Annotated in this window: 24 protein-coding genes; 12 read left to right on the top strand and 12 right to left on the bottom strand. The window is 67.8% G+C overall.

Going from position 1 to position 18,936, the window contains the following annotated elements:
- The first annotated feature begins 141 nt into the window (after positions 1-141).
- On the top strand, positions 142-1,206 hold the full coding sequence (locus tag H289_RS0116185; protein ID WP_020101850.1) for a DUF4192 domain-containing protein: 1,065 nt from the start codon (positions 142-144) through the stop codon (positions 1,204-1,206).
- Positions 1,207-1,222: 16 nt separating this feature from the next.
- On the opposite strand, the gene H289_RS0116180 is transcribed toward H289_RS0116185, so the two are convergent.
- The 3 genes from H289_RS0116180 to H289_RS30660 form a co-directional block, all read right to left on the bottom strand.
- Positions 1,223-1,912 (bottom strand): iron-dependent transcriptional repressor DtxR, encoded by a 690-nt coding sequence (locus H289_RS0116180; RefSeq protein ID WP_020101849.1) that lies wholly within the window; start codon positions 1,910-1,912, stop codon positions 1,223-1,225.
- A gap of 185 nt (positions 1,913-2,097) precedes the next feature.
- Positions 2,098-3,057, bottom strand: coding sequence for a sigma-70 family RNA polymerase sigma factor (locus H289_RS0116175; RefSeq protein ID WP_020101848.1), 960 nt, complete (start codon positions 3,055-3,057; stop codon positions 2,098-2,100).
- Between the two features lie 166 nt (positions 3,058-3,223).
- Positions 3,224-3,619: a DUF3099 domain-containing protein gene (locus H289_RS30660; protein WP_051128515.1), complete on the bottom strand. Its 396-nt coding sequence runs from the start codon at positions 3,617-3,619 to the stop codon at positions 3,224-3,226.
- Between the two features lie 49 nt (positions 3,620-3,668).
- On the opposite strand from H289_RS30660, the gene H289_RS0116165 reads away from it, so the two are divergent.
- Positions 3,669-3,905: a DUF3039 domain-containing protein gene (locus tag H289_RS0116165; protein WP_029105322.1), complete on the top strand. Its 237-nt coding sequence runs from the start codon at positions 3,669-3,671 to the stop codon at positions 3,903-3,905.
- A gap of 9 nt (positions 3,906-3,914) precedes the next feature.
- Here H289_RS0116165 and H289_RS0116160 read toward each other — a convergent pair whose 3' ends face one another.
- On the bottom strand, positions 3,915-4,877 hold the full coding sequence (locus H289_RS0116160) for a YihY/virulence factor BrkB family protein (protein WP_020101845.1): 963 nt from the start codon (positions 4,875-4,877) through the stop codon (positions 3,915-3,917).
- Between the two features lie 63 nt (positions 4,878-4,940).
- Positions 4,941-5,129, bottom strand: a complete 189-nt coding sequence (locus H289_RS0116155; RefSeq protein ID WP_029105321.1) for a DUF7455 domain-containing protein — start codon at positions 5,127-5,129, stop codon at positions 4,941-4,943.
- 154 nt (positions 5,130-5,283) lie between these two features.
- Between H289_RS0116155 and H289_RS0116150 the strand changes: the two genes are divergently transcribed.
- The 3 genes from H289_RS0116150 to H289_RS32470 all read left to right on the top strand — a co-directional run bounded on the left by H289_RS0116150 (position 5,284) and on the right by H289_RS32470 (position 9,094).
- Positions 5,284-5,667 (top strand): DUF952 domain-containing protein, encoded by a 384-nt coding sequence (locus tag H289_RS0116150; protein ID WP_020101843.1) that lies wholly within the window; start codon positions 5,284-5,286, stop codon positions 5,665-5,667.
- 112 nt (positions 5,668-5,779) lie between these two features.
- A complete protein-coding gene (locus tag H289_RS32475; protein WP_020101842.1) occupies positions 5,780-7,360 on the top strand; it encodes a histidine phosphatase family protein in 1,581 nt (526 codons plus the stop codon).
- 276 nt (positions 7,361-7,636) lie between these two features.
- The gene (locus tag H289_RS32470) at positions 7,637-9,094 is read left to right on the top strand and encodes a histidine phosphatase family protein (RefSeq protein ID WP_020101841.1); all 1,458 of its coding nucleotides are present in this window, start codon (positions 7,637-7,639) and stop codon (positions 9,092-9,094) included.
- 55 nt (positions 9,095-9,149) lie between these two features.
- Here the strand turns inward: H289_RS32470 and H289_RS0116130 are convergent, their stop codons facing one another.
- Positions 9,150-9,653: a mycothiol transferase gene (locus H289_RS0116130; protein ID WP_029105320.1), complete on the bottom strand. Its 504-nt coding sequence runs from the start codon at positions 9,651-9,653 to the stop codon at positions 9,150-9,152.
- A gap of 141 nt (positions 9,654-9,794) precedes the next feature.
- Here H289_RS0116130 and H289_RS0116125 point away from each other — a divergent pair, with 141 nt between their 5' ends.
- Entirely contained in the window at positions 9,795-10,016 is a 222-nt protein-coding gene (locus tag H289_RS0116125) for a hypothetical protein (RefSeq protein ID WP_020101839.1), read from the top strand.
- Positions 10,017-10,082: 66 nt separating this feature from the next.
- Here H289_RS0116125 and H289_RS0116120 read toward each other — a convergent pair whose 3' ends face one another.
- Together H289_RS0116120 and ppgK are read right to left on the bottom strand one after the other, a co-directional pair.
- Entirely contained in the window at positions 10,083-11,510 is a 1,428-nt protein-coding gene (locus H289_RS0116120) for an RNA polymerase sigma factor (protein WP_029105319.1), read from the bottom strand.
- Between the two features lie 191 nt (positions 11,511-11,701).
- Positions 11,702-12,490 carry a polyphosphate--glucose phosphotransferase gene (ppgK, locus tag H289_RS0116115; protein WP_020101837.1) on the bottom strand — a complete coding sequence of 263 codons (789 nt, stop codon included), beginning with the start codon at positions 12,488-12,490 and terminating at the stop codon, positions 11,702-11,704.
- 71 nt (positions 12,491-12,561) lie between these two features.
- On the opposite strand from ppgK, the gene H289_RS0116110 reads away from it, so the two are divergent.
- Positions 12,562-13,413: an inositol monophosphatase family protein gene (locus H289_RS0116110; RefSeq protein ID WP_020101836.1), complete on the top strand. Its 852-nt coding sequence runs from the start codon at positions 12,562-12,564 to the stop codon at positions 13,411-13,413.
- Here H289_RS0116110 and cei read toward each other — a convergent pair.
- Entirely contained in the window at positions 13,410-14,060 is a 651-nt protein-coding gene (cei, locus tag H289_RS0116105) for an envelope integrity protein Cei (protein ID WP_020101835.1), read from the bottom strand. The two genes, H289_RS0116110 and cei, sit on opposite strands and share 4 nt — an antisense overlap.
- Before the next feature lie 162 nt (positions 14,061-14,222).
- Here cei and H289_RS0116100 point away from each other — a divergent pair, with 162 nt between their 5' ends.
- A complete protein-coding gene (locus H289_RS0116100) occupies positions 14,223-14,525 on the top strand; it encodes a DUF4193 domain-containing protein (protein WP_029105318.1) in 303 nt (100 codons plus the stop codon).
- A gap of 75 nt (positions 14,526-14,600) precedes the next feature.
- Here the strand turns inward: H289_RS0116100 and H289_RS0116095 are convergent, their stop codons facing one another.
- Positions 14,601-15,092 carry a DUF3093 domain-containing protein gene (locus H289_RS0116095; protein ID WP_029105317.1) on the bottom strand — a complete coding sequence of 164 codons (492 nt, stop codon included), beginning with the start codon at positions 15,090-15,092 and terminating at the stop codon, positions 14,601-14,603.
- 25 nt (positions 15,093-15,117) lie between these two features.
- On the opposite strand from H289_RS0116095, the gene dut reads away from it, so the two are divergent.
- Together dut and H289_RS0116085 are read left to right on the top strand one after the other, a co-directional pair.
- Positions 15,118-15,582 (top strand): dUTP diphosphatase, encoded by a 465-nt coding sequence (dut, locus tag H289_RS0116090; protein ID WP_029105316.1) that lies wholly within the window; start codon positions 15,118-15,120, stop codon positions 15,580-15,582.
- The gene (locus H289_RS0116085) at positions 15,582-16,325 is read left to right on the top strand and encodes a DUF3710 domain-containing protein (protein ID WP_020101831.1); all 744 of its coding nucleotides are present in this window, start codon (positions 15,582-15,584) and stop codon (positions 16,323-16,325) included. Before dut ends, H289_RS0116085 begins: the two co-directional genes overlap by 1 nt.
- On the opposite strand, the gene H289_RS0116080 is transcribed toward H289_RS0116085, so the two are convergent.
- Positions 16,312-17,022, bottom strand: coding sequence for an alpha/beta fold hydrolase (locus H289_RS0116080; RefSeq protein ID WP_020101830.1), 711 nt, complete (start codon positions 17,020-17,022; stop codon positions 16,312-16,314). The two genes, H289_RS0116085 and H289_RS0116080, sit on opposite strands and share 14 nt — an antisense overlap.
- A gap of 185 nt (positions 17,023-17,207) precedes the next feature.
- Here H289_RS0116080 and H289_RS0116075 point away from each other — a divergent pair, with 185 nt between their 5' ends.
- Both H289_RS0116075 and H289_RS0116070 read left to right on the top strand, forming a co-directional pair.
- Entirely contained in the window at positions 17,208-17,579 is a 372-nt protein-coding gene (locus H289_RS0116075; protein WP_020101829.1) for an OB-fold nucleic acid binding domain-containing protein, read from the top strand.
- Between the two features lie 107 nt (positions 17,580-17,686).
- Positions 17,687-18,280: a DUF3159 domain-containing protein gene (locus H289_RS0116070; protein ID WP_081633448.1), complete on the top strand. Its 594-nt coding sequence runs from the start codon at positions 17,687-17,689 to the stop codon at positions 18,278-18,280.
- Here H289_RS0116070 and H289_RS0116065 read toward each other — a convergent pair.
- Positions 18,277-18,936: a potassium channel family protein gene (locus H289_RS0116065; protein ID WP_020101827.1), complete on the bottom strand. Its 660-nt coding sequence runs from the start codon at positions 18,934-18,936 to the stop codon at positions 18,277-18,279. The two genes, H289_RS0116070 and H289_RS0116065, sit on opposite strands and share 4 nt — an antisense overlap.

Raw genomic sequence — 18,936 nt, 5'->3', positions numbered from 1 at the left:
CATGCAGCCCGATCACCGGCGAACTTTGCGGAAACACCTCGAGTGGGGCCCGTTATCCACAGATCCGAGTTCATCCACAGACCCGCCCGCCCACCGCGTCGGCCGCCGATTCCTGACGGACCGTGCTGCCACCTTCAGGCCATGACAACTTTCAGCTCATTCGATTTCCAACTGAACCGGCCCGGCGCTCTGATCGCGGCAGTCCCCGCGGTCCTGGGGTTCGCGCCGGAGAAGTCACTGGTCCTCGTCACCATCATCGGCGGCGAGATGGGCGCGGTCCTGCGCGTGGACCTCTCGGAAGGATTCTTCGAGGCCTTGCCCGACGCCCTCGGCCATCTCGCGGACATGGCCGCCGCGGCGGATGCGGACGCGGCCATCGGGGTGATCGTCGACGAACACGGCGTCGACTGCCCGATGTGCGCGGACATGTACCGCGACGTCAGCGACGAACTCGAGGAGGCGCTGGCCGACCACGGCATCGAGCTGTTCGCGGTGCACGTCGTCGACCGGGTGGCGGCTGGTGGCCGGTGGCAGTGCGCCGACGGCTGCGGGAACGCCGGCGTTGTCGAGGACCCCGAATCGTCGCCCGTCACCATGGCCGCGGTGCTCGACGGCCGGCGTCTCTACGCCCGGCGCGCGGACCTCGTCGAGGTCGTCGCCGTCACCGACGCCCGGCGTGCCGAAGCGTTGCGGCCGGCGATCGAAAAGCGTGCTGCCGCAGTGGATTACCGTGGCCGCCCCGACGCCGAGGCGCGCGCCGACGTCGAGCACGCGGTGGCGTGTGCGACCGGGTCCCCGGACGGCTCGCCCTTACCCGACGACGACGCGGTGCGCCTGGCGTGTGCGGTGACGGATTCGCGGGTGCGGGACACGCTGTACGCCTTGGCGCTCGGTGAGCGCGCGGCCGCGGCCGAGTCGGTGTGGGCCTCGCTGACCCGCACCCTGCCCGCGCCGTGGCGGGTGGAGGCGTTGGTGTTGCTCGCGTTCAGCGCGTATGCCCGTGGCGACGGACCGCTCGCCGGGGTGGCATTGCAGGCCGCGCTGGACGTCGACAGCGGGCACCGGATGGCGGGCATGCTCGATGCCGCGCTGCAATCCGGCATGAGGCCGGACCGGATTCGCGAGTTGGCGCTGACGGGCTACAAGCTGGCCGAGCGTCTCGGCGTGCAGATGCCGCCACGCCGCATCTTCGGCAGGTCGGCGTGAGCCTCGTGGGCCCCGGTCAGACCTTCTCGACGCGGACGGCGTGCGCCATGTGATGCGGCAACTCGACCTGTTCGTGGCCGGGGATGACGATCAGGACGCTGCCCTGGTCGGTGGCCTGCACCGTGACACGCGCGTTCGGCACGACGCCGGCGTCCTTGAGCCGGGCGATCAGCTCGGTGTCGCCCTGGACGTGTTCGGTCAGCTGGCGCACCCGGACCGCGACCGGGAATCCGGTGGGCAGCTCGGTGAGCCGGACGAGGCTGACGTCGGTGTCGCCGGCCGAGCTGACGCCGAGTTCGGCGAGGCCGGGGATCGGGTTACCGAACGGGGACGTGGTCGGGTTGTCGAGCACCTGGACCAGTCGGCGTTCGACGTCCTCGCTCATCACGTGTTCCCAGCGGCACGCCTCGGCGTGGACTTCCTCCCACGGCAGGCCGATCACATCGACCAGCAGGCGCTCGGCAAGCCGGTGCTTGCGCATCACCGACACCGCCAGCGCGCGGCCCTTGTCGGTCAGTTCCAGGTGGCGATCACCGGCGACGTGCAGCAGCCCGTCGCGCTCCATGCGCGACACCGTCTGGCTGACGGTGGGGCCGCTCTGCTCGAGTCGTTCGGCAATGCGCGCACGCAGCGGCACCACGCCCTCTTCTTCGAGGTCGTAGATCGTCCGCAGGTACATCTCGGTCGTATCGATCAGATCGTTCATGCCAAATTCCTCCAGGCCTCCGCCGGTGCCCAGCTTACCGGTTTGGCCGGGTCAACAGGCATCCACCACGGCCGATCGACGCTGTGATTCCTCCGGCGGGCGACGGCGGGCAGACCGGCCGGAAAAAACGGTGCCCGCCGGGTATTCCGGCGGGCACCAGGGTGTGCAGTTGTGGGTGGCGGCGATCAGCTCGCGTAGGCCCGCAGGCGCTCGGCACGCTCGCCGTTGCGGAGCTTCGACATGACCTCGCGCTCGATCTGGCGGACCCGCTCGCGGGACAGGCCGAACAGCTTGCCGATCTGGTCCAGGGTGCGGGGCTGACCGTCGTCGAGGCCGAACCGCAGGCGGATCACCTGCTGCTCGCGCTCGTCCAGGGTGGCGAGCACGTGCCGGATGTCGGTGTGCAGCAGCTCCGAGATGACGGCGTTCTCGGCGGAGAGCGCTTCGGAGTCCTCGATGAAGTCGCCGAGCGGGGCTTCCTCGTCGGTGCCGACCGGCATGTCCAGGCTCACCGGGTCGCGGCTGTGCTCGAGCAGGTCGTTGATCTTCTCGACCGGGATGCCCGACTCTTCGGCGAGCTCTTCGTCGGTGGCCTCACGTCCCAGGCTCTGGTGCATCTCGCGCTTGATGCGGGCGAGCTTGTTGACCTGCTCCACCAGGTGGACGGGGAGCCGGATGGTGCGGCTCTGGTCGGCCATGCCGCGGGTGATCGCCTGACGAATCCACCAGGTGGCGTACGTCGAGAACTTGAAGCCCTTGGCGTAGTCGAACTTCTCCATCGCGCGGATGAGGCCGAGGTTGCCTTCCTGGATCAGGTCCAGCAGCGGCATGCCGCGGCCGGTGTAGCGCTTGGCCAGCGACACCACGAGGCGCAGGTTGGCTTCGAGCAGATGCCGGCGTGCGGCCTCGCCGTCGCGGACGATGGCGGCCAGGTCACGCTTGCGGTTGTCACCGAGTCGCTTCTTGGTCTCCAGCAGGTGAGCCGCGTACAGACCGGCCTCGATGCGCTTGGCCAGTTCCACCTCGTCCTCGGCGTTGAGCAGAGCGGTCTTACCGATGCCGTTCAGGTACACGCGCACCAGGTCCGCGGCGGGACTCTGGGCGTCAAGATCGGAATCGATACGGCTTGTGGTGGCTTTTGCCATTTGCGGCCTCCTGCTCGTGCTCAGCTCGAACTGTCACTTGCTTCAACGCCGCAGCGGCAGGAGAAGTTCCCGAGGCGCTCTCGACTCATGGCCTCTGACCAGCGGTTTTCCCGGGTCGACCTGAGAATGTCCTTAGAAAGGAGAAAGAAGGAAACTCAGGTAGAGGTCAAGACTCGATATCGCCGTCGATGACCGGGTGCCGGTCCTCGATCGCCGGCCGCTCGGCGGTCGGGAACATGGGCGCACGGCGGACCGCGTCGTAGCGGCGCGGTTCCTGCGCGGAGCGCGGCGGGCGGTCATTGGCGATGAGTACCGCGATCCACGGCAGGGGAATGGATGCGATGAGGATCGCCAGCGAGATCAGGCCGTTGTGCCAGATGCTGTAGGCGAGGGCTGCCAGCAACAGCGCCGGCACGCGGAACGACATGATGGTCAGGTAGCGGCGGACGCGGGCGCGGTGCTGCTCTTCGTAGGCGGGTGCTGCGCGAGTGATGAGGACCGGCCGACCGTCGTCGTCGAAACTCAGCTCTTGGCCGTGTTTCATCCTTCTACTGTCCCACATCTGACTCAGTGCCGCCGCGACCGGTTCGGGTGGAGTGCACAATGAGTGCATGCAGACCGACACCCTCGAACGCACCGATTCCGATGAACAGGTCGACGACGGTACGGACGACGACCGACCTAAGCATTTCCACTACGTCAAGAAGGACAAGATCGCCGAGAGCGCTGTCATGGGCACTCATGTCGTCGCCCTGTGCGGCGAGGTCTTTCCGGTGACGAAGTCACCCAAGCCCGGTTCGCCGGTGTGCCCCGATTGCAAGCGCATCTACGAACAGATGAAGAAGTAGTCCAGCCGGTCAGGCCGGCGGCTCTGCCGGCTCGGCGGGCTGATCGCCCGTGAGGGTCTCGGCCTTTTCTTCGAGCCATTCGCGCAGGCGTCGGGCATGGGTGTCCGGCGCCGGCCATTCCTCCTGGATCGCGGCGTTGAGTTCAGCGCCGAGCATGATCGCGAAGCCCAGCGCGAATGCGAACAGCAGGAACGCGATCGGCGTCGCCAGGGCGCCGTACGTGTAGCCGGTCTCGGTGATCCAGGTGAGGTAGAACCGCAGTCCCACCGTCGCCACCACGAAGACCACCGTGGCCAGGACGGCGCCGAACAGCAACCGGTGGGTCGGCAGCGGCTTGGGCAGCGACACCCGGTAGAGCACCGTCACGGCCAACACGATGCCCAGCAGCAGCACCGGCCAGTACCCGTACTTCATCGCGTTGGACCAGGTCTGGGGGATGTGCTGGGCGATCTTCATCGGTCCGATGGCGGCCACCGGAGCAGTCGCGATCACGAACAGCAGCATCACCAGGTACAGCCCGAGGGCGTAGAACCGCTGCCGCACCGGATGGCGCAGCGGTGTCTGGTCGTGTGCCTCGACGACCGCGTCCACGAAGGCCGAGATCGCCGATGAGCCCGCCCACAGCGAGATGACGAACCCGAGGGACACCACCTCGCCGCGGGCGCCGACCGCGATATCGCGCACGGTCGGCTGGATGATCTCGTTGATCACGTTCGGCGAGAAGAAGTTCTTCGCCGTCCCGATCAGCTGCTCCTGGATCATCGGAAGGGTCTCGGGACCGAACAACGGTGCCACGTACGCCAAGCTGCCCAACATCCCGAGCAGTAGTGGCGGAAGTGACAACGCCGACCAGAACGCCGCCTGCGCCGACTCCGAGAAGATCGAGTCGTCCCAGCTTTTCGCCAGTGCGCGACGGACTACCCGTAACACGTGATGACGTGTCGGCTTGATCGGAGAAGTCTGGTCGTTCATGACCAGACCAGCATTACCGAAGAGACCCCATCAGGACCGTATTTGAGGTGACCGGCGGGTCACTCAGTCCTCGGTGCTGACCACCAACACGGCGGCCAGTTCGACCAACTTGGATTCGTGTTCGTTGGCGTGATGCTGGCAGAACAGGAGCTCCATGCCGGAAGGCAGGGTTGCGCGAACGCGGGCGGCAGCACCGCACCGGTCACAGCGGTCGGCCCGTGTCAGTGTCGGGCCGGTCAGAGTTGCGTTCATGGCTCCTCCTTCTGCTCGTCGCCGCCTGGGCGCTTTGCCGGTTACACATCTCTACTCTCTCAGACGATTTGGATTCCAGCGTTGTTCCCCGGGTGTTCACGGGTGTGTCGTGTCTCACCTATCGCTGGAGTTGCGGGCGCGGCAGGCTGACCGCATGATCGCCGCGCCCGCAGTCCTGGTCCATCTATGTAGTGAAACGGATTGGGCGCGTGCTCAGTTCGATGGTGAGCTCAGACCACCCTCACTCGACGAGGTCGGGTTCGTGCACCTGTCGGCTCCCGAACAGGTGCACCTGCCGGCCAATCGGCTCTACCGCGGGCAGTCCGACCTGCTCCTGCTGGTCTGCGATCCGGATTTGCTGGGCTCACCGGTTCGCTGGGAACCCGGGGTGCCGACGGACCCGGCCTCGATGCTCTTCCCTCATTTGTACGGCGCACTGCCCGTCGGCGCGGTGACCCGCACCGTGCCCTACCGGCCGGACGCCGAGGGGGTTTTTGCAGTTCTTCCGGCAAATTTCGGAGTCGATGCCCTTGGTTAACGGAAAATGAACGACAGTATGAGAAATCTGTCCACTCATCGGGAATGTGGCCCGAATCACGGTCGGGGATTGACACGATCGCGCGCGTAAATATCCCCGACACGGTGAGGACATGATCAACCACACGAATTCTGAAGACGCGACGGGCAAGCGCCGTCGCGCAAGAGGACTGAAGGGAATCGGCGTCGCACTGACGGCGAGTGCCCTTCTGGTCATGTCGGCACTGCCGGCATGGGCGGCCGAGAACATGACCATCACGTTCATCCGGCACGGTCAGTCGTACGGCAACACGTCGGGCAACATCGACACGCAGGTGCCGGGCCCGGTGCTGACGCCGGACGGCCAGCAGCAGGCCAAGGACATCGCGGCCAAGCTCGGCGACCGGAACTTCGACGCCATCTACGCGTCCACGATGGTTCGGACGCAGCAGACGGCGACGCCGTTGTCGCAGTACCTGGGTCTGCCGATCCAGGTGTTGCCAGGTCTGCAGGAGATCGAAGCCGGCAAGTACGAAGGCACCCCGGAGCGCGCAGGCATCTTCGGCTACCTGACTGCTCCGCTGGCCTGGGCGGGCATCACCGTGACGCCACCGCCGAACATCGCCTTCAACCCGACCAACCCGAACCTGGACGCGTTCATCCCGTCCGCGGCCGATCCGACCACCGGTCTGAACGGTCACCAGTTCGAGGACCGGGTCAACGGCGCGTTGCAGAAGATCTACGACAACGGCGACCGCAACGCAGCGGTGTTCTCGCACGGCGGCACCATCATGATCTGGACGATGATGAACGCCAAGAACCTGAGCGCCGAGCAGAAGATCATGCTGTTCACCCAGCATCCGCTGGGTAACACGGGCGTTGTCGTCGTCGAGGGCAACCCCGAGGACGGCTGGAACCTGGTCGAGTGGAACGGCGTCAAGATCGCCGGCATGCAGAAGGGCCCGATCGAGAACGTGCTGACCCAGGTCCGCACGCTGTCTCGTCAGCTCAACTCGGTGGTGCAGGACGTTGCCACGGCATTCCAGACCGGTGACGTGGGCAAGATCCTGACCGCGATCAACCACGGTGCCGCTGACGCGCTGTTCTCGACGGCCAAGTTCGTGCGGGCCATCAACGCCCAGGTCATTGGCGGGGTCACCACGGCCATCGAAAACCTGCAGAAGAAGCTGGCTCCGCCGGCTCCGGCTGCGGGCACGCAGACCACCGGCCCGGCCTCGGGTGCTGCGGTCTCGCCGGCGGCGTTCTCGGCTCCGGTTGCCGCCAAGGCTCCGGCCGCGGCGCAGGCAGGCGACTCGCCGGCCAAGGTTGCCGACGCTCCGGCGTCGGACAACAAGGTTGACGGCCAGGCCAAGGCTGACGAGGCCAAGTCCGATGCCGACGCGGCCAAGGCCGAGGGGCAGGCCAAGGCTGACGAGGCCAAGTCCGATGCCGACGCGGCCAAGGCCGAGGGCCAGACCAAGGCCGACGACGCCAAGGCCAAGGCTGATGCCAAGAAGGCTGCGGCCGAGGCCAAGAAGGCCGCTGCCAAGGCCAAGGCCGAGGAGAAGAAGGCTGCCGCTGAGGCCAAGAAGGCCGAGGCCAAGGCCAAGGCTGACGCCAAGAAGGCTGCCGCCGAGGCCAAGAAGGCCGAAGCGAAGGCCAAGGCAGAGTCTGCGAAGGCCACGGCCGGCGCGGGCGCTGGAAGCACCGACTGACGGTTCGCTGTCGGGTAACAACAGATCGGCCCCCTTCTCCTACGGGAAGGGGGCCGATTTGCGTCGTCGAGGTTTCGTCAATTGTGACGAAACCTGTCCACTGGCCGGGATTGTGGCCTGTATCACCATTACAGGACTGGCACTGTCGCGCGGGTAAATATCCCCCGAGACAGTGAGGACACCATTAACCACACAAATTCAGGCGCGGGACATCGTCGTCGCGCGCGTGGGCTGAAGGGACTCGGCGTCGCACTGACGGCGGGCGCACTTCTGGTCATGTCAGCGCTGCCGGCATGGGCGGCCGAGAACATGACGATCACGTTCATCCGGCACGGTCAGTCATACGGCAACCTGTCGGGGCTCGGTGACACATCGACGCCGGGGCCGACGCTGACCGACCTCGGCCAGCAGCAGGCCAAGGACATCGCGGCCAAGCTCGGCGACCGGAACTTCGACGCCATCTACGCCTCGACGATGGTCCGGACGCAGCAGACGGCTGTACCCATGTCGCAGTACCTGGGCCTGCCGATCACGGTGTTGCCGGGCATCCAGGAGATCGAAGCCGGCATGTACGAGGGCACGCCGGAACGGGCGGCGCTGTTCGGCTACCTGACGGCGCCGCTGGCGTGGGCGGGTCTGTCGGTGACCCCGCCGCCGAACGTCAGCTTCAACCCGATCACCCCGAACCTGGACGCGTTCATCCCGAGCGCACCGGGGAGCACGACGGGCCTCAACGGCCATCAGTTCGAGGACCGGGTCAACGGTGCGTTGCAGACGATCTACGACAACGGCGACCGCAACGCAGCGGTGTTCTCGCACGGCGGCACCATCATGATCTGGACGATGATGAATGCCAAGAATCTGAGCGTCGAGCAGAAGATCATGCTGTTCACGCAGCACCCGTTGTCCAACACCAACTACGTCGTCGTCGAGGGCAACCCCGAGGACGGCTGGAACCTGGTGAACTGGAACGGCGTCGAGATCGCCGGCATGCAGAAGGGCCCGATCGAGCAGGTGCTGACCCAGGTCCGCACGCTGAGCCGTCAGCTCGGCGGTGTGGTGCAGGACGTCGCCACGGCGTTCCAGACCGGTGACGTGGGCAAGATTCTGACCGCGATCAACCACGTTGCGGCCGACGCGCTGTTCTCGACCACCAAGTTCGCGCGGGCCATCAACGCCCAGGTCATCGGTGGGGTCACCACGGCCATCGACAACCTGCAGAAGAAGCTGAACCCGCCGGCTCCTGCTTCGGCAGGCGCCAAGACCACCGACCCGGCTTCGGGCGCAGTGGTCTCGCCGGCTGCCTTCTCGGCTCCGGCTCCGGTTGCGGCCAAGGCTCCGGCCGTGGCTCAGGCGGGCGACTCGCCGGCCAAGGTCGGTGACACGCAGGCTGCCGATCCCAAGTCGGACCAGGCCAAGGCCGATACCGCCAAGGGCGACGACGTCAAGGCTGATGCAAACGCCAAGGCCGACGACGGCCAGGCCGATCAGGCCAAGGTCGACGGTCAGACCAAGGCCGACGCAGCCAAGGCCAAAGCCGAGGCCAAGAAGGCTGCGGCGGAGGCCAAGAAGGCTGCGGCCAAGGCCAAGGCTGCAGAGCAGAAGGCGGCCGCCAAGGCCAAGGCCGACGCCAAGAAGGCTGCGGCGGAGGAGAAGAAGGCAGCGGCCAAGGCCGACACTGCCACGGCGCACGCCACCGCCGGCTCCGGCGCCGGCGCCGGCAGCACCGACTGACGGTTACCGTCGAGCGATCGGCCCCCTGCTCCGCGGAGCAGGGGGCCGACTTGCGTCAGCTCTCCGTTCGCGTGGAGAGCAGCAGGTCTCGGGTGATTTCCAGGTGCCCGACGTGCTGCGCGATGTCGTGCAGGATGTGCAGTAGCGTCCACTCCGGGCTGGCGGTGGCCAGCACCGCGGCACGCGTGGTGCCGCCGCGCACCCCATCGGCCAGCTCGCGGTCCCGGATGCCCTCGGTGACGGCCACCTCGACCCAGCCGGGGAAGCGCTGCTGCAGGGCCGTCAGCCGTGTCAGCAGCTCGTCGACCCGTCCGGTGGCGGTGAACTCGCTGTCGCGGTCCCGCGGGATCCGTTGTCCGGCAATGAAAGAGCCCGCCCAGTAGTCGACCACCCCGATGCAGTGGTTGACGATGGCATAGCAGCTGTTCGCGCCGGGCAGGTCGGGCCGGCGATTGGCGAGGTCGTCACCGAGCGCGGTGAGGACGTCAGCCATCGCCGCGAAGCACTCGGACGAGACGTCCAGCATCGCTTGGCCTAGTGGATGCTCCGAGGTTGGCATGCGCGAAAGCCTTTCATATGCAGGGTTTTCCCCGCCTCAGGTTTTCGGGCAGTGGGGGAGCCTGACCTCTGGTCAGCAATCTGACGCAAGCGTAAAATTTGACGGTTCGTATCCAATTCGACCCCGACGCCGGAGGCTTTCATGCACACCAAAACTGTCCTGGCTGTTGCCGCTGCGGCGCTGCTGGTCGCGCCCGTCGGCCCCGCGTCCGTCGCGCAGGCGGCGCAAAGCTCCACCGACACCACGACGTTCAGTCCACAGCCGACGGTCGTCGCGCAACCGATGAACTGTCGCGGTGAAACCGGCGACCACGGCTGCGGTGCGGGCTGGATCTGGAACGGATACCGCTGCGTCCCCTGCTGACTCGCCGGACAAACGAAAACTGCCCCGAAACCGGAGTTTCGGGGCAGTTTTCGTTGAACCGGGGGACTAGTCCAGGTAGTCGCGCAGGACCTGCGAGCGCGACGGGTGCCGCAGCTTGCTCATGGTCTTGGACTCGATCTGGCGGATGCGCTCACGGGTGACGCCGTAGACCTGGCCGATCTCGTCCAGCGTGCGCGGCTGGCCGTCGGTGAGGCCGAAGCGCAGCCGGACGACCCCGGCCTCGCGCTCGGACAGGGTCTCCAGCACCGACTGCAGCTGATCCTGCAGCAGCGTGAACGACACGGCGTCCACGGCCACGACGGCTTCGCTGTCCTCGATGAAGTCACCGAGCTGGCTGTCGCCCTCGTCGCCGATGGTCTGGTCCAGCGAGATGGGCTCACGCGCGTACTGCTGGATCTCGAGCACCTTCTCCGGCGTGATGTCCATTTCCTTGGCCAGCTCTTCGGGCGTGGGTTCGCGACCCAGGTCCTGCAGCAGCTCACGCTGGATGCGGCCGAGCTTGTTGATGACCTCGACCATGTGCACCGGGATACGGATGGTGCGGGCCTGGTCGGCCATGGCGCGGGTGATGGCCTGACGGATCCACCAGGTGGCGTACGTCGAGAACTTGTAGCCCTTGGTGTAGTCGAACTTCTCGACCGCGCGGATCAGGCCCAGGTTGCCTTCCTGGATGAGGTCCAGGAACGCCATGCCGCGGCCGGTGTAGCGCTTGGCCAGCGACACCACGAGGCGCAGGTTGGCTTCCAGCAGGTGGTTCTTGGCGCGGTCGCCGTCGCGGCAGATCCACTGCATGTCGCGACGCTGCGCGGCGGGCAGCTTCTCGCCCTTCTCCATCAGCTCGGACATCAGCTGCGTGGCATAGAGGCCGGCCTCGATGCGCTTGGCGAGTTCGACCTCCTCCTCGGCGTTGAGCAGCGCGACCTTGCCGATCTGCTTGAGGTAGGCACGCACCGAGTCGGCGGAAGCGGTGAGTTCGGCGTCCTTACGGGCCTGCCGCAGCGCCTCGGACTCTTCCTCGTCCCAGACGAAGTCGCCGGAGGCCTTGTCCTTCTCGGACGGCTCGGCGGTGTCGTCGGCGTCGTCGCCGTCGGCGGCCTTCGGCGCGGCCTTGGCGCCTTCGGTGTTGGCTTCGCCCTCGGACTCGCCTTCTTCGGCGTCGTCCTCGTCGTCATCGTCGGCGACGTCGTCGGCCTCGAGGTCGTCGTCGAGTTCCAGGTCGGCGTCGTCGACGTCGATCTCGTCGGGTTCGACGGCGAGGTCGTCGACGTCGGTCACGTCGTCGGCGACGCCCCCGTCTTCAGGCTTGGTCGCGGCCTTCGCCGCGCGCTTGGCGGGCGCCTTGGCGGCGGCCTTCTTCGCGGGTGCCTTAGCAGCGCGCTTGGCGGGCGCCTTGGCGGCGGCCTTCTTCGCGGGGGCTTTGGTGGTGCGCTTCACCGGCTCGTCGGCTGTCTCGCTGGCTTTGGTCGCTACCACGGCCACCCTTTCGGTCTTTCGTACATCGGTGGCGTGGGCGTGCGCCACCGAAAAGCGTCGGCTGTCGAATATTGGCGTCGATCTTCGATCGGATGTTCACCGCTATCCGTTCAGGCGGCCGCCGTTGACCATTGTAACGACATAGTGGCCAGAAGCCGTATCAGCGCCGGTCTCGGAGCGTTGAGGGGTCGCTAATGGCGGTGCAAGGCGCCGTCGGCGGCCATCGCGGCACCGACGATGCCGGCCGAATTCTGCAGCGTCGCGGCGACCACGGGAGTGCGGTTCTTCAGCAGCGGCACCCACTTGTCGGCTTTCTTGCTGATGCCGCCGCCGACGATGAACAGGTCCGGCCAGATGGCGTTCTCGACCGCCACCAGCACCTTGGTGACCTCCTCGGTCCAGCGCTCGTAGGACCAGTCCTTGCGTTCCTTGACCGACGACGCGGCCCGGTGCTCGGCTTCCTTGCCGCCGACCTCGATGTGCCCGAACTCGGTGTTGGGCAACAGAACCCCGTCGTAGATCACCGCCGAGCCGATGCCCGTCCCGAACGTCAGCAGCACGACCAGCCCGTTCACCTCGCGGCCCGCGCCGAACTTCTCCTCGGCCAGTCCCGCGGCGTCCGCGTCGTTGAGCACCGTGACGTCCTGGCCGTCCAGCCGCGAGGCGAACATGTCGCGCACGTTGGTGCCGATCCAGCTGCTGTCGACGTTGGCCGCGGTTCGCACGATGCCCTCGGTCACCACGCCCGGATACGTGACGCCCAGCGGTCCGGTCCAGCCGAACTCGCGGACGACGGCGGCGACGGTTTCCGACACGGCTTCGGGCGTGGCCGGCTGCGGGGTGGGGAGCCGGAAGCGCTCGCCGATCAGCTGGCCGGTGTCGAGGTCGACGATGCCGCCTTTGACGCCGCTGCCGCCGACATCGATCCCCAGCGCTCGATGCTGTGAGGCGTCGGTCGCGGCGGTGGGCGTCTCGGTCATCTGCACTCCTTGGAGGGGGTGGGCAAGAGGGCGCGACCCACACCCTAACCGCGTGTGCTGCGATAGGTGTCATGACAGCACGCGAACCCGAAAGTGGCACCGCACCTGCCGCACTGCGCGCGCTCGCCGAGCAGTTGGCCACCGAGGCCGCCGCGTTCGTCCGCCGGCGGCGCGGCGAGGTTTTCGCCGGCCCGCAGCAGGACGACGGCGCGGTGCGCACCAAGAGCAGCCCGACCGATCCGGTGACCGTGGTCGACACCGAGACCGAGCGGCTGCTGCGTGAGCGACTGGCGGCCCTGCGGCCGGACGACGCGATCCTGGGCGAGGAGGAGGGCGGCGCGGCGCGGGCGCCCGCGGGCGTGCCGGTGTGGGTGCTCGACCCCATCGACGGCACGGTGAACTTCATGTACGGGCTGGGCGCCTATGCGGTGTCGGTCGGGGTGCAGATCGACGGCGTGTCCGTGGCCGGGGCGGTTGCCAACGCGGCGACCGGAGAGGTGTTCTCCGCCGCGCGCGGCCACGGGGCCGTGGTGACCCGCGATGGCGTGTCAACGCCCTTGCGCTGCAACGTCATCGACGAGCTCCCGATGGCGCTGGTGGCGACGGGGTTCGCCTACGCGCGGGAGCGGCGGCGGCAGCAGGCCGGCGCGGTGGCCGAGCTGCTGGCCGAGGTGCGGGACATCCGCCGGGTCGGCTCGTGCGCGCTGGATCTGTGCATGGTCGCCGCCGGCCGGCTCGACGCGTACTTCGAATCCGGTGTGCACGTGTGGGATTGGGCGGCCGCGGCCCTCGTCGCCGAAGAGGCGGGCGCGGTGGTGCGGCTGCCCGCACCGGGTGCGGACGGCGACGACCTGGTCATCGCTGCGGCACCCGGCGTGGCGGCGGCGCTGACCGGGCAGTTGGAGCGGGTCGGGTACCGCTAGCAGGTCGCGCTGTGGATCTTCGGCAGCAGCGAGGTGTCGGCCGGCTGGGTCGAGTCGGGCTTCAGGCTGGCCAGCATGGCCTCGATGTCGTCGCTGTGGGCGAGCTCGTTGAACTCGGTGCCGATCGCGAGGTCGACGGAGTCGTCGGGGCGCTGGTCCTGGAACAGCTGGGTGCACGGCGCGACGAGCCACAGCGCGGCGGCCGCGGACTTGCCGGCCGGGCCGAACCGGATCTGGCCCTGGCATTCCATGCGGGTGCTGGCGTACACCGGGTCATTGCTCGCCGCCGGCTGGCCGAAGCCGAGGTCGCGCAGCTCACCGGCGACCTCGCTGGCCTGGCCGCCCTGGCCGCTGGCGTTGAGCACCTTGATCTTGGTGTCGGCGAGTTTGGCCGGCACGACGTTGACCATCGAGGACTGCGACACCTCGTCGCCGAGCTTCGGCTGATTCGGATCGGTCGGCGCGGGCGGGGGATTGCAGGTGATCGCCTGGTGGATTTCGGCGGGCTGGTTCGCGACGACGAGCCAGGCGATCAGCGTCGCCACGGCCAGCACCGCGAACAGGACCGCGGCGGGCACGTAGTTGCGGCGGCGGAACGGCCGACCGTGTTTGTCGAAGGCTGTGCCCTCGGTGATTTGTGCGACCACATGAGCACTGTAGATGCACCGCACCCTGCATGATTACCAAGCACCTCTTGCGTCTGTGATGCAAATCACATATAGTCGGCGCGCTTTTCGGGCACGAATCGTTTGGCGGAAGCGTTCGACGCTGGTACAAAGCTCTGCTGCAAGGTAACGGAGGGGATGACCATGGCTACCGATTACGACGCCCCGCGGCGTTCTGAGACTGACGAGGTTTCCGAGGACTCTCTGGAGGAGCTGAAAGCACGGCGCAACGAGGCACAGTCCGCCGTCGTCGACGTCGACGAGACCGACTCGGCCGAGAACTTCGAGTTGCCGGGCGCTGACCTGTCGGGCGAGGAACTCTCGGTCCGCGTGGTGCCCAAGCAGGCCGATGAGTTCACCTGCTCGAGCTGTTTCCTGGTGCAACACCGCAGCCGTCTCGCCAGCGAGAAGAACGGCGTGATGATCTGCACCGACTGCGCCGCCTAGGGATTCACAGACGTCAGTGGCCGGTCTCTCGCGCTTCCGCGCGGGGACCGGCCATTCGGCGTCTTATGGGCCGCGCTAGCGGCCCTGCAATGCCGCCAGGACCCGATCGGGATGACGGGTGCTCACCAGCCAGTACGGCGTGGGGTCATCCGGGTCGTCGAGGACCACGAGGATCAGCGGACCCACCCAGGCCCGGTGCACGACGTACGCGGCCGGGTCCAGCTGGCGTCCCAGCGCCGCCGACTTCGCCGAGCGCGGCACCTCGGCCGACCGGGAGATGACGCTCGTCGGGATGTGTGCCGGTCCCACCCACAGCTCGGTCTCGGCGTCCGGCCCGGTTCCGGTGCTCACCACGCGCAGCTCGATGCGCCCCATCCACACCAGCGTCGCCGCGGCGACCGGCAGCAGGACGGCGAACGGCGCCCAGGCCGGCACGCCCGACACGCCTTGCACCACTTCCAGCGCGATCAGGGCCGCCAGCCCGAAACCCGGTAACCACCACCACAAAGGCACCGTCAACCGCTCGCGATAGCGGACGGTTTGGGTGGCTGCTCGCGTGTCTGACACGCGGCCAAGGGTAGTCTGTGCGGTCGTGTCCACCTCTCTGGCGGTAGTTCGGTTGGACCGGGATCTGCCGATGCCGGCCCGTGCTCACGACGGCGATGCCGGCGTCGATCTGTTCAGCGCGATCGACCTCGAACTGGCCCCCGGTCAGCGCGAGCTGGTGCCGACGGGGATCGCCGTCGCGGTTCCGCACGGCATGGTCGGTTTGGTGCATCCGCGGTCGGGATTGGCCATCCGCGTTGGTCTTTCGATCGTGAACGCGCCCGGGACCGTCGACGCCGGGTACCGCGGCGAGATCAAGGTGGCCCTCATCAACCTCGACCCCAGCGAGCCCATCATCGTGAAACGCGGTGACCGGATCGCTCAGCTGCTGGTGCAGCGGGTCGAGCTGCCCGAGCTGGTCGAGGTCACGTCGTTCGACGAGGCCGGGCTGGCTGACACCTCACGTGGCGCGGGCGGCCACGGTTCCTCCGGCGGACATGCGAGTTTGTGATGGCATTCGAGTTCAACCCCGAAGAAGACGGCCCGTTCGACATCGAGGACTTCGACGACCCGGCCGACGCCGAGGCGGCCCGCCTGGACCTGGGCGGGGTGCTCGTCCCGGTGCCCGACGGTTCGCAGCTCAACGTCGAGGTCAATGAACAGGGTGTGCCGAACGCCGTCTGGATCATGACGCCCAACGGCCGGTTCTCCGTGGCCGCGTATGCCGCGCCCAAGACCGGCGGACTGTGGCGTGAGATCGCCGCCGAGTTGGCCGAATCCCTTCGGGGCGACAACGCCGAGGCGCGCATCGAGGACGGGCCGTGGGGCCGCGAGGTCGTGGGCCTGCCGGTGCCGCAGCCGGGCCAGCCGCAGGTCGTGATGCGTTTCATCGGGACCGACGGCTACCGGTGGATGGTGCGCTGTGTCGTCGTGGGCACCGAGGAGACCATCGACGCCATCGCCGACGAGGCGCGAACCTCGTTGGCGGACACCGTGGTTCGTCGTGGTGACACGCCGCTGCCGGTCCGCAGCCCGCTGCCGGTGCAGCTGTCCGAGCCGCTGCTGGAGCAGCTGCGCGCGGCCGCCCAGCAGATGGCGCAGCAGCAGATGGAGCAGGCTCAGCAGGCGCTCGAACAGCTGCAGCAGCAGTTCGGGCAGCAGCCCGAAGGGGAGCCGGACGCCCGTCGCAGCGAGCAGGGCTCGGCCATGCAGCAGCTGCGCACCCAGCAGATGGGCACCATCACCGGAGGCTGACGGCCTCCCGCAATGCGGCCACACAGGCGTCGCCGAGCACTGTCGGCTCTTCGCCCATCGCATCGAGGGTGACGGTCCGCAGCGCGGCCCTGGGGGCTGCCACGGCCCATTCCGCGGCGACCGCGACGGGGTGCACGGCGTCGTCGACCGCCCCGGCGACACCCATCGGCACCTGCAGATCGGCGAGCTGTTCGCGCGTCGGCCCGCCATAACCCGCTGCTTCTTCCATCGCATCCGGCAGGCCCGGCCACTGTGCCGTCCACGACCGCGTCAGTTCGTCGGCGAGCCAGGCGGGGCTGCCCGCGCGCATGCCGGCGACGGCCGCGTCGAGCCCGATCTCGCGCAGCTGCTGTGCCGAGTAGCGGGCGGCCTGGGCGGCGGGTGCGCCGTCGGACTCGCCGGTCCAGGCGGGCAGGGCGGCCAGGACGGCGATGCACTGGTCGGGGTGCTCGAGCGCCCAGTTCGTGGCGACGGCGGCGCCCAGGGACACGCCGCCGACGATGATGGGGCCGTGCTGTGCGGCGGCGTCGAGCGCTTCGAGATACCCGGCGATCAGGTCGCCCGGCAACGGCCGCGGGGCGATCACCACGGCACCCGCGCCCAGGAGTGCGCCGCCGAAGGCCCGGCGGATGTAGTCGTCGTCCGATCCCGTGCCGGGCAGCAGTACCGCGGTCATCCCTTGCAAGTTGGCCGTCATCCCTCGATGGTGCCCGGCGGCCGGAACGGCGCACGCAAGGGGGTCCGGGCGGGTGCGCCGTCCAGTGAGCGGGATAACGAAGATATATCCCGCGCCGAAATGGCAAATCGGAACCAAGAGGTCTAGCGTGACGTTGGTTAGATAGCGGGTCCACGGTGGATTCGCAGCAAGTCTCAGGAGAGACCATGGCTACGGCGGAAGGCTATTTGCGCCGACTCACCCGGCGGCTTACCGAGGACCTCGAACAGAGCGATGTCCAGGAGCTGAACGACGAGGCCCTGAACACCGGCGCCATGCGAGCGGTGGACTGCACGCGCGGACAGGAAGTGACGATGGTCGGCACGCTGCGGTGTGTCGAGACCAACGGCAAGGGCTGTTCGGGTGGCGTGCGAGCCGAGCTGTTCGACGGCACCGACACGGTCACGCTGGTCTGGTTGGGTCAGCGGCGCATCCCAGGCATCGAATCCGGACGCACCCTGCGGGTGCACGGACGACTCGGCAACTTGGACAGCGGGGCCAAAGCGATCTACAACCCGCATTACGAGATTCAGAAGTGACTTTCCCCGACAAGGGGACCGCGAACGACGAGCAGACCGAAGCCGACATCGAGGCCCAACAGGATGACGGCGACGCCAAACTGACGGCGCACGTTCTGCTGGAGCAGATGGGCGGCATCAGCGGCCTGATCTATTCGTCCCTGCCGGTCCTCGTCTTCGTCCCCGTCTCCAGCTTTTTCGGGCTGACGGCCGCGATCTACGCGGCGCTTGGCGTCGCGGCCCTGGTGCTCGTCTGGCGGCTGGCGCGGCGCGAATCGGTGCAGCCGGCGGTGTCGGGATTCATCGGCGTCGGGATCAGCGCGCTGATCGCCTACATGATCGGCGCCTCGAAAGGCTATTTCCTGCTTGGCATCTGGTCATCGCTGATCTACGCCGGGGTGTTCGCGATCTCGATCGTGATCCGGCGACCCCTGGTCGGCTACGGCTGGAGCTGGGTCACCGGACACGACCGCAGCTGGCGCGACGTCCGGCGGGCGGTGCTCGCGTTCGACATCGCGACCGCGGTGTGGGTTGTGGTGTTCGGGGCGCGGTTCCTGGTCCAGAACCACCTCTACGGGCTCGACCAGACGGGTCTGCTCGGGGTGGCCCGGATCGCCATGGGCTGGCCGCTCACCGCGGTCGCCGCGCTGGCGTCCTACCTGGCCATCCGGACGGCCCAGAAGGCCCTCCGCGACGCCGAACATCACGTCACCGAGGACTAGCCCGGGTTCAGCACCTGGTTGCGCAGCTCCTGCTCGACCTCGGCCACCGCGACGAACAGCAGTTCGTCGCCGCCCTCGAGCGGCTCGTCCGATTCGGGCACGATGACGCGTGGGCCGCGCAGGATCGTCACCAACGTGGCATCGCGCGGCAGTTGCAGACGCTTGACCGCCTTGCCGCCCCACGGGGTGTCGTCGGGCAGCGTGATCTCGACCAGGTTGGCCTGGCCTTTGCGGAAGCTCATCAGCCGGACCAGGTCGCCCACCGACACGGCTTCTTCGACCAGTGACGCCAGCATGCGCGGCGTCGACACCGCGACGTCGACGCCCCAGCTGTCGTCGAACAGCCACTCGTTGCGCGGGTCGTTGACGCGGGCCACGACGCGGGGGACCGCGAACTCGGTCTTGGCGAGCAGGCTCACCACCACGTTGGCCTTGTCGTCGCCGGTGGCAGCGATGACGACGTCGAACTCATGAAGCTTGACGGACTCGAGCAGCGAGATCTCGCAGGCATCGCCGAGACGCCACTGTGCCGCGGGGACGGCGTCGACGTCGATGTGGTCCGGATTGCGTTCCAGCAGCGTCACCTCGTGGTGATCGACCAGTTCCCGCGCGATGGAGCGGCCGACGGCGCCGGCGCCCGCGATTGCGACCTTCAT

This window comes from Mycobacterium sp. 360MFTsu5.1, assembly GCF_000383495.1.
Taxonomy (GTDB): Bacteria; Actinomycetota; Actinomycetes; order Mycobacteriales; family Mycobacteriaceae; genus Mycobacterium; species Mycobacterium mucogenicum_B.
Note: the sequence above shows the minus strand (reverse complement) of the source record. Positions and strands in the feature narration are given on the sequence as shown.

What these genes read in the sequence shown, in the direction of transcription:
- H289_RS0116185 (WP_020101850.1), top strand. Translation starts at nt 142, where the DNA reads ATGACAACTTTCAGCTCATTCGATTTCCAACTGAACCGGCCCGGCGCT.
- H289_RS0116180 (WP_020101849.1), bottom strand. Translation starts at nt 1,912, where the DNA reads ATGAACGATCTGATCGATACGACCGAGATGTACCTGCGGACGATCTAC.
- H289_RS0116175 (WP_020101848.1), bottom strand. Translation starts at nt 3,057, where the DNA reads ATGGCAAAAGCCACCACAAGCCGTATCGATTCCGATCTTGACGCCCAG.
- H289_RS30660 (WP_051128515.1), bottom strand. Translation starts at nt 3,619, where the DNA reads ATGTGGGACAGTAGAAGGATGAAACACGGCCAAGAGCTGAGTTTCGAC.
- H289_RS0116165 (WP_029105322.1), top strand. Translation starts at nt 3,669, where the DNA reads ATGCAGACCGACACCCTCGAACGCACCGATTCCGATGAACAGGTCGAC.
- H289_RS0116160 (WP_020101845.1), bottom strand. Translation starts at nt 4,877, where the DNA reads ATGAACGACCAGACTTCTCCGATCAAGCCGACACGTCATCACGTGTTA.
- H289_RS0116155 (WP_029105321.1), bottom strand. Translation starts at nt 5,129, where the DNA reads ATGAACGCAACTCTGACCGGCCCGACACTGACACGGGCCGACCGCTGT.
- H289_RS0116150 (WP_020101843.1), top strand. Translation starts at nt 5,284, where the DNA reads ATGATCGCCGCGCCCGCAGTCCTGGTCCATCTATGTAGTGAAACGGAT.
- H289_RS32475 (WP_020101842.1), top strand. Translation starts at nt 5,780, where the DNA reads ATGATCAACCACACGAATTCTGAAGACGCGACGGGCAAGCGCCGTCGC.
- H289_RS32470 (WP_020101841.1), top strand. Translation starts at nt 7,637, where the DNA reads ATGTCAGCGCTGCCGGCATGGGCGGCCGAGAACATGACGATCACGTTC.
- H289_RS0116130 (WP_029105320.1), bottom strand. Translation starts at nt 9,653, where the DNA reads ATGCCAACCTCGGAGCATCCACTAGGCCAAGCGATGCTGGACGTCTCG.
- H289_RS0116125 (WP_020101839.1), top strand. Translation starts at nt 9,795, where the DNA reads ATGCACACCAAAACTGTCCTGGCTGTTGCCGCTGCGGCGCTGCTGGTC.
- ppgK (WP_020101837.1), bottom strand. Translation starts at nt 12,490, where the DNA reads ATGACCGAGACGCCCACCGCCGCGACCGACGCCTCACAGCATCGAGCG.
- H289_RS0116110 (WP_020101836.1), top strand. Translation starts at nt 12,562, where the DNA reads ATGACAGCACGCGAACCCGAAAGTGGCACCGCACCTGCCGCACTGCGC.
- H289_RS0116100 (WP_029105318.1), top strand. Translation starts at nt 14,223, where the DNA reads ATGGCTACCGATTACGACGCCCCGCGGCGTTCTGAGACTGACGAGGTT.
- H289_RS0116085 (WP_020101831.1), top strand. Translation starts at nt 15,582, where the DNA reads ATGGCATTCGAGTTCAACCCCGAAGAAGACGGCCCGTTCGACATCGAG.
- H289_RS0116080 (WP_020101830.1), bottom strand. Translation starts at nt 17,022, where the DNA reads ATGACGGCCAACTTGCAAGGGATGACCGCGGTACTGCTGCCCGGCACG.
- H289_RS0116075 (WP_020101829.1), top strand. Translation starts at nt 17,208, where the DNA reads ATGGCTACGGCGGAAGGCTATTTGCGCCGACTCACCCGGCGGCTTACC.
- H289_RS0116070 (WP_081633448.1), top strand. Translation starts at nt 17,687, where the DNA reads ATGGGCGGCATCAGCGGCCTGATCTATTCGTCCCTGCCGGTCCTCGTC.
- H289_RS0116065 (WP_020101827.1), bottom strand. Translation starts at nt 18,936, where the DNA reads ATGAAGGTCGCAATCGCGGGCGCCGGCGCCGTCGGCCGCTCCATCGCG.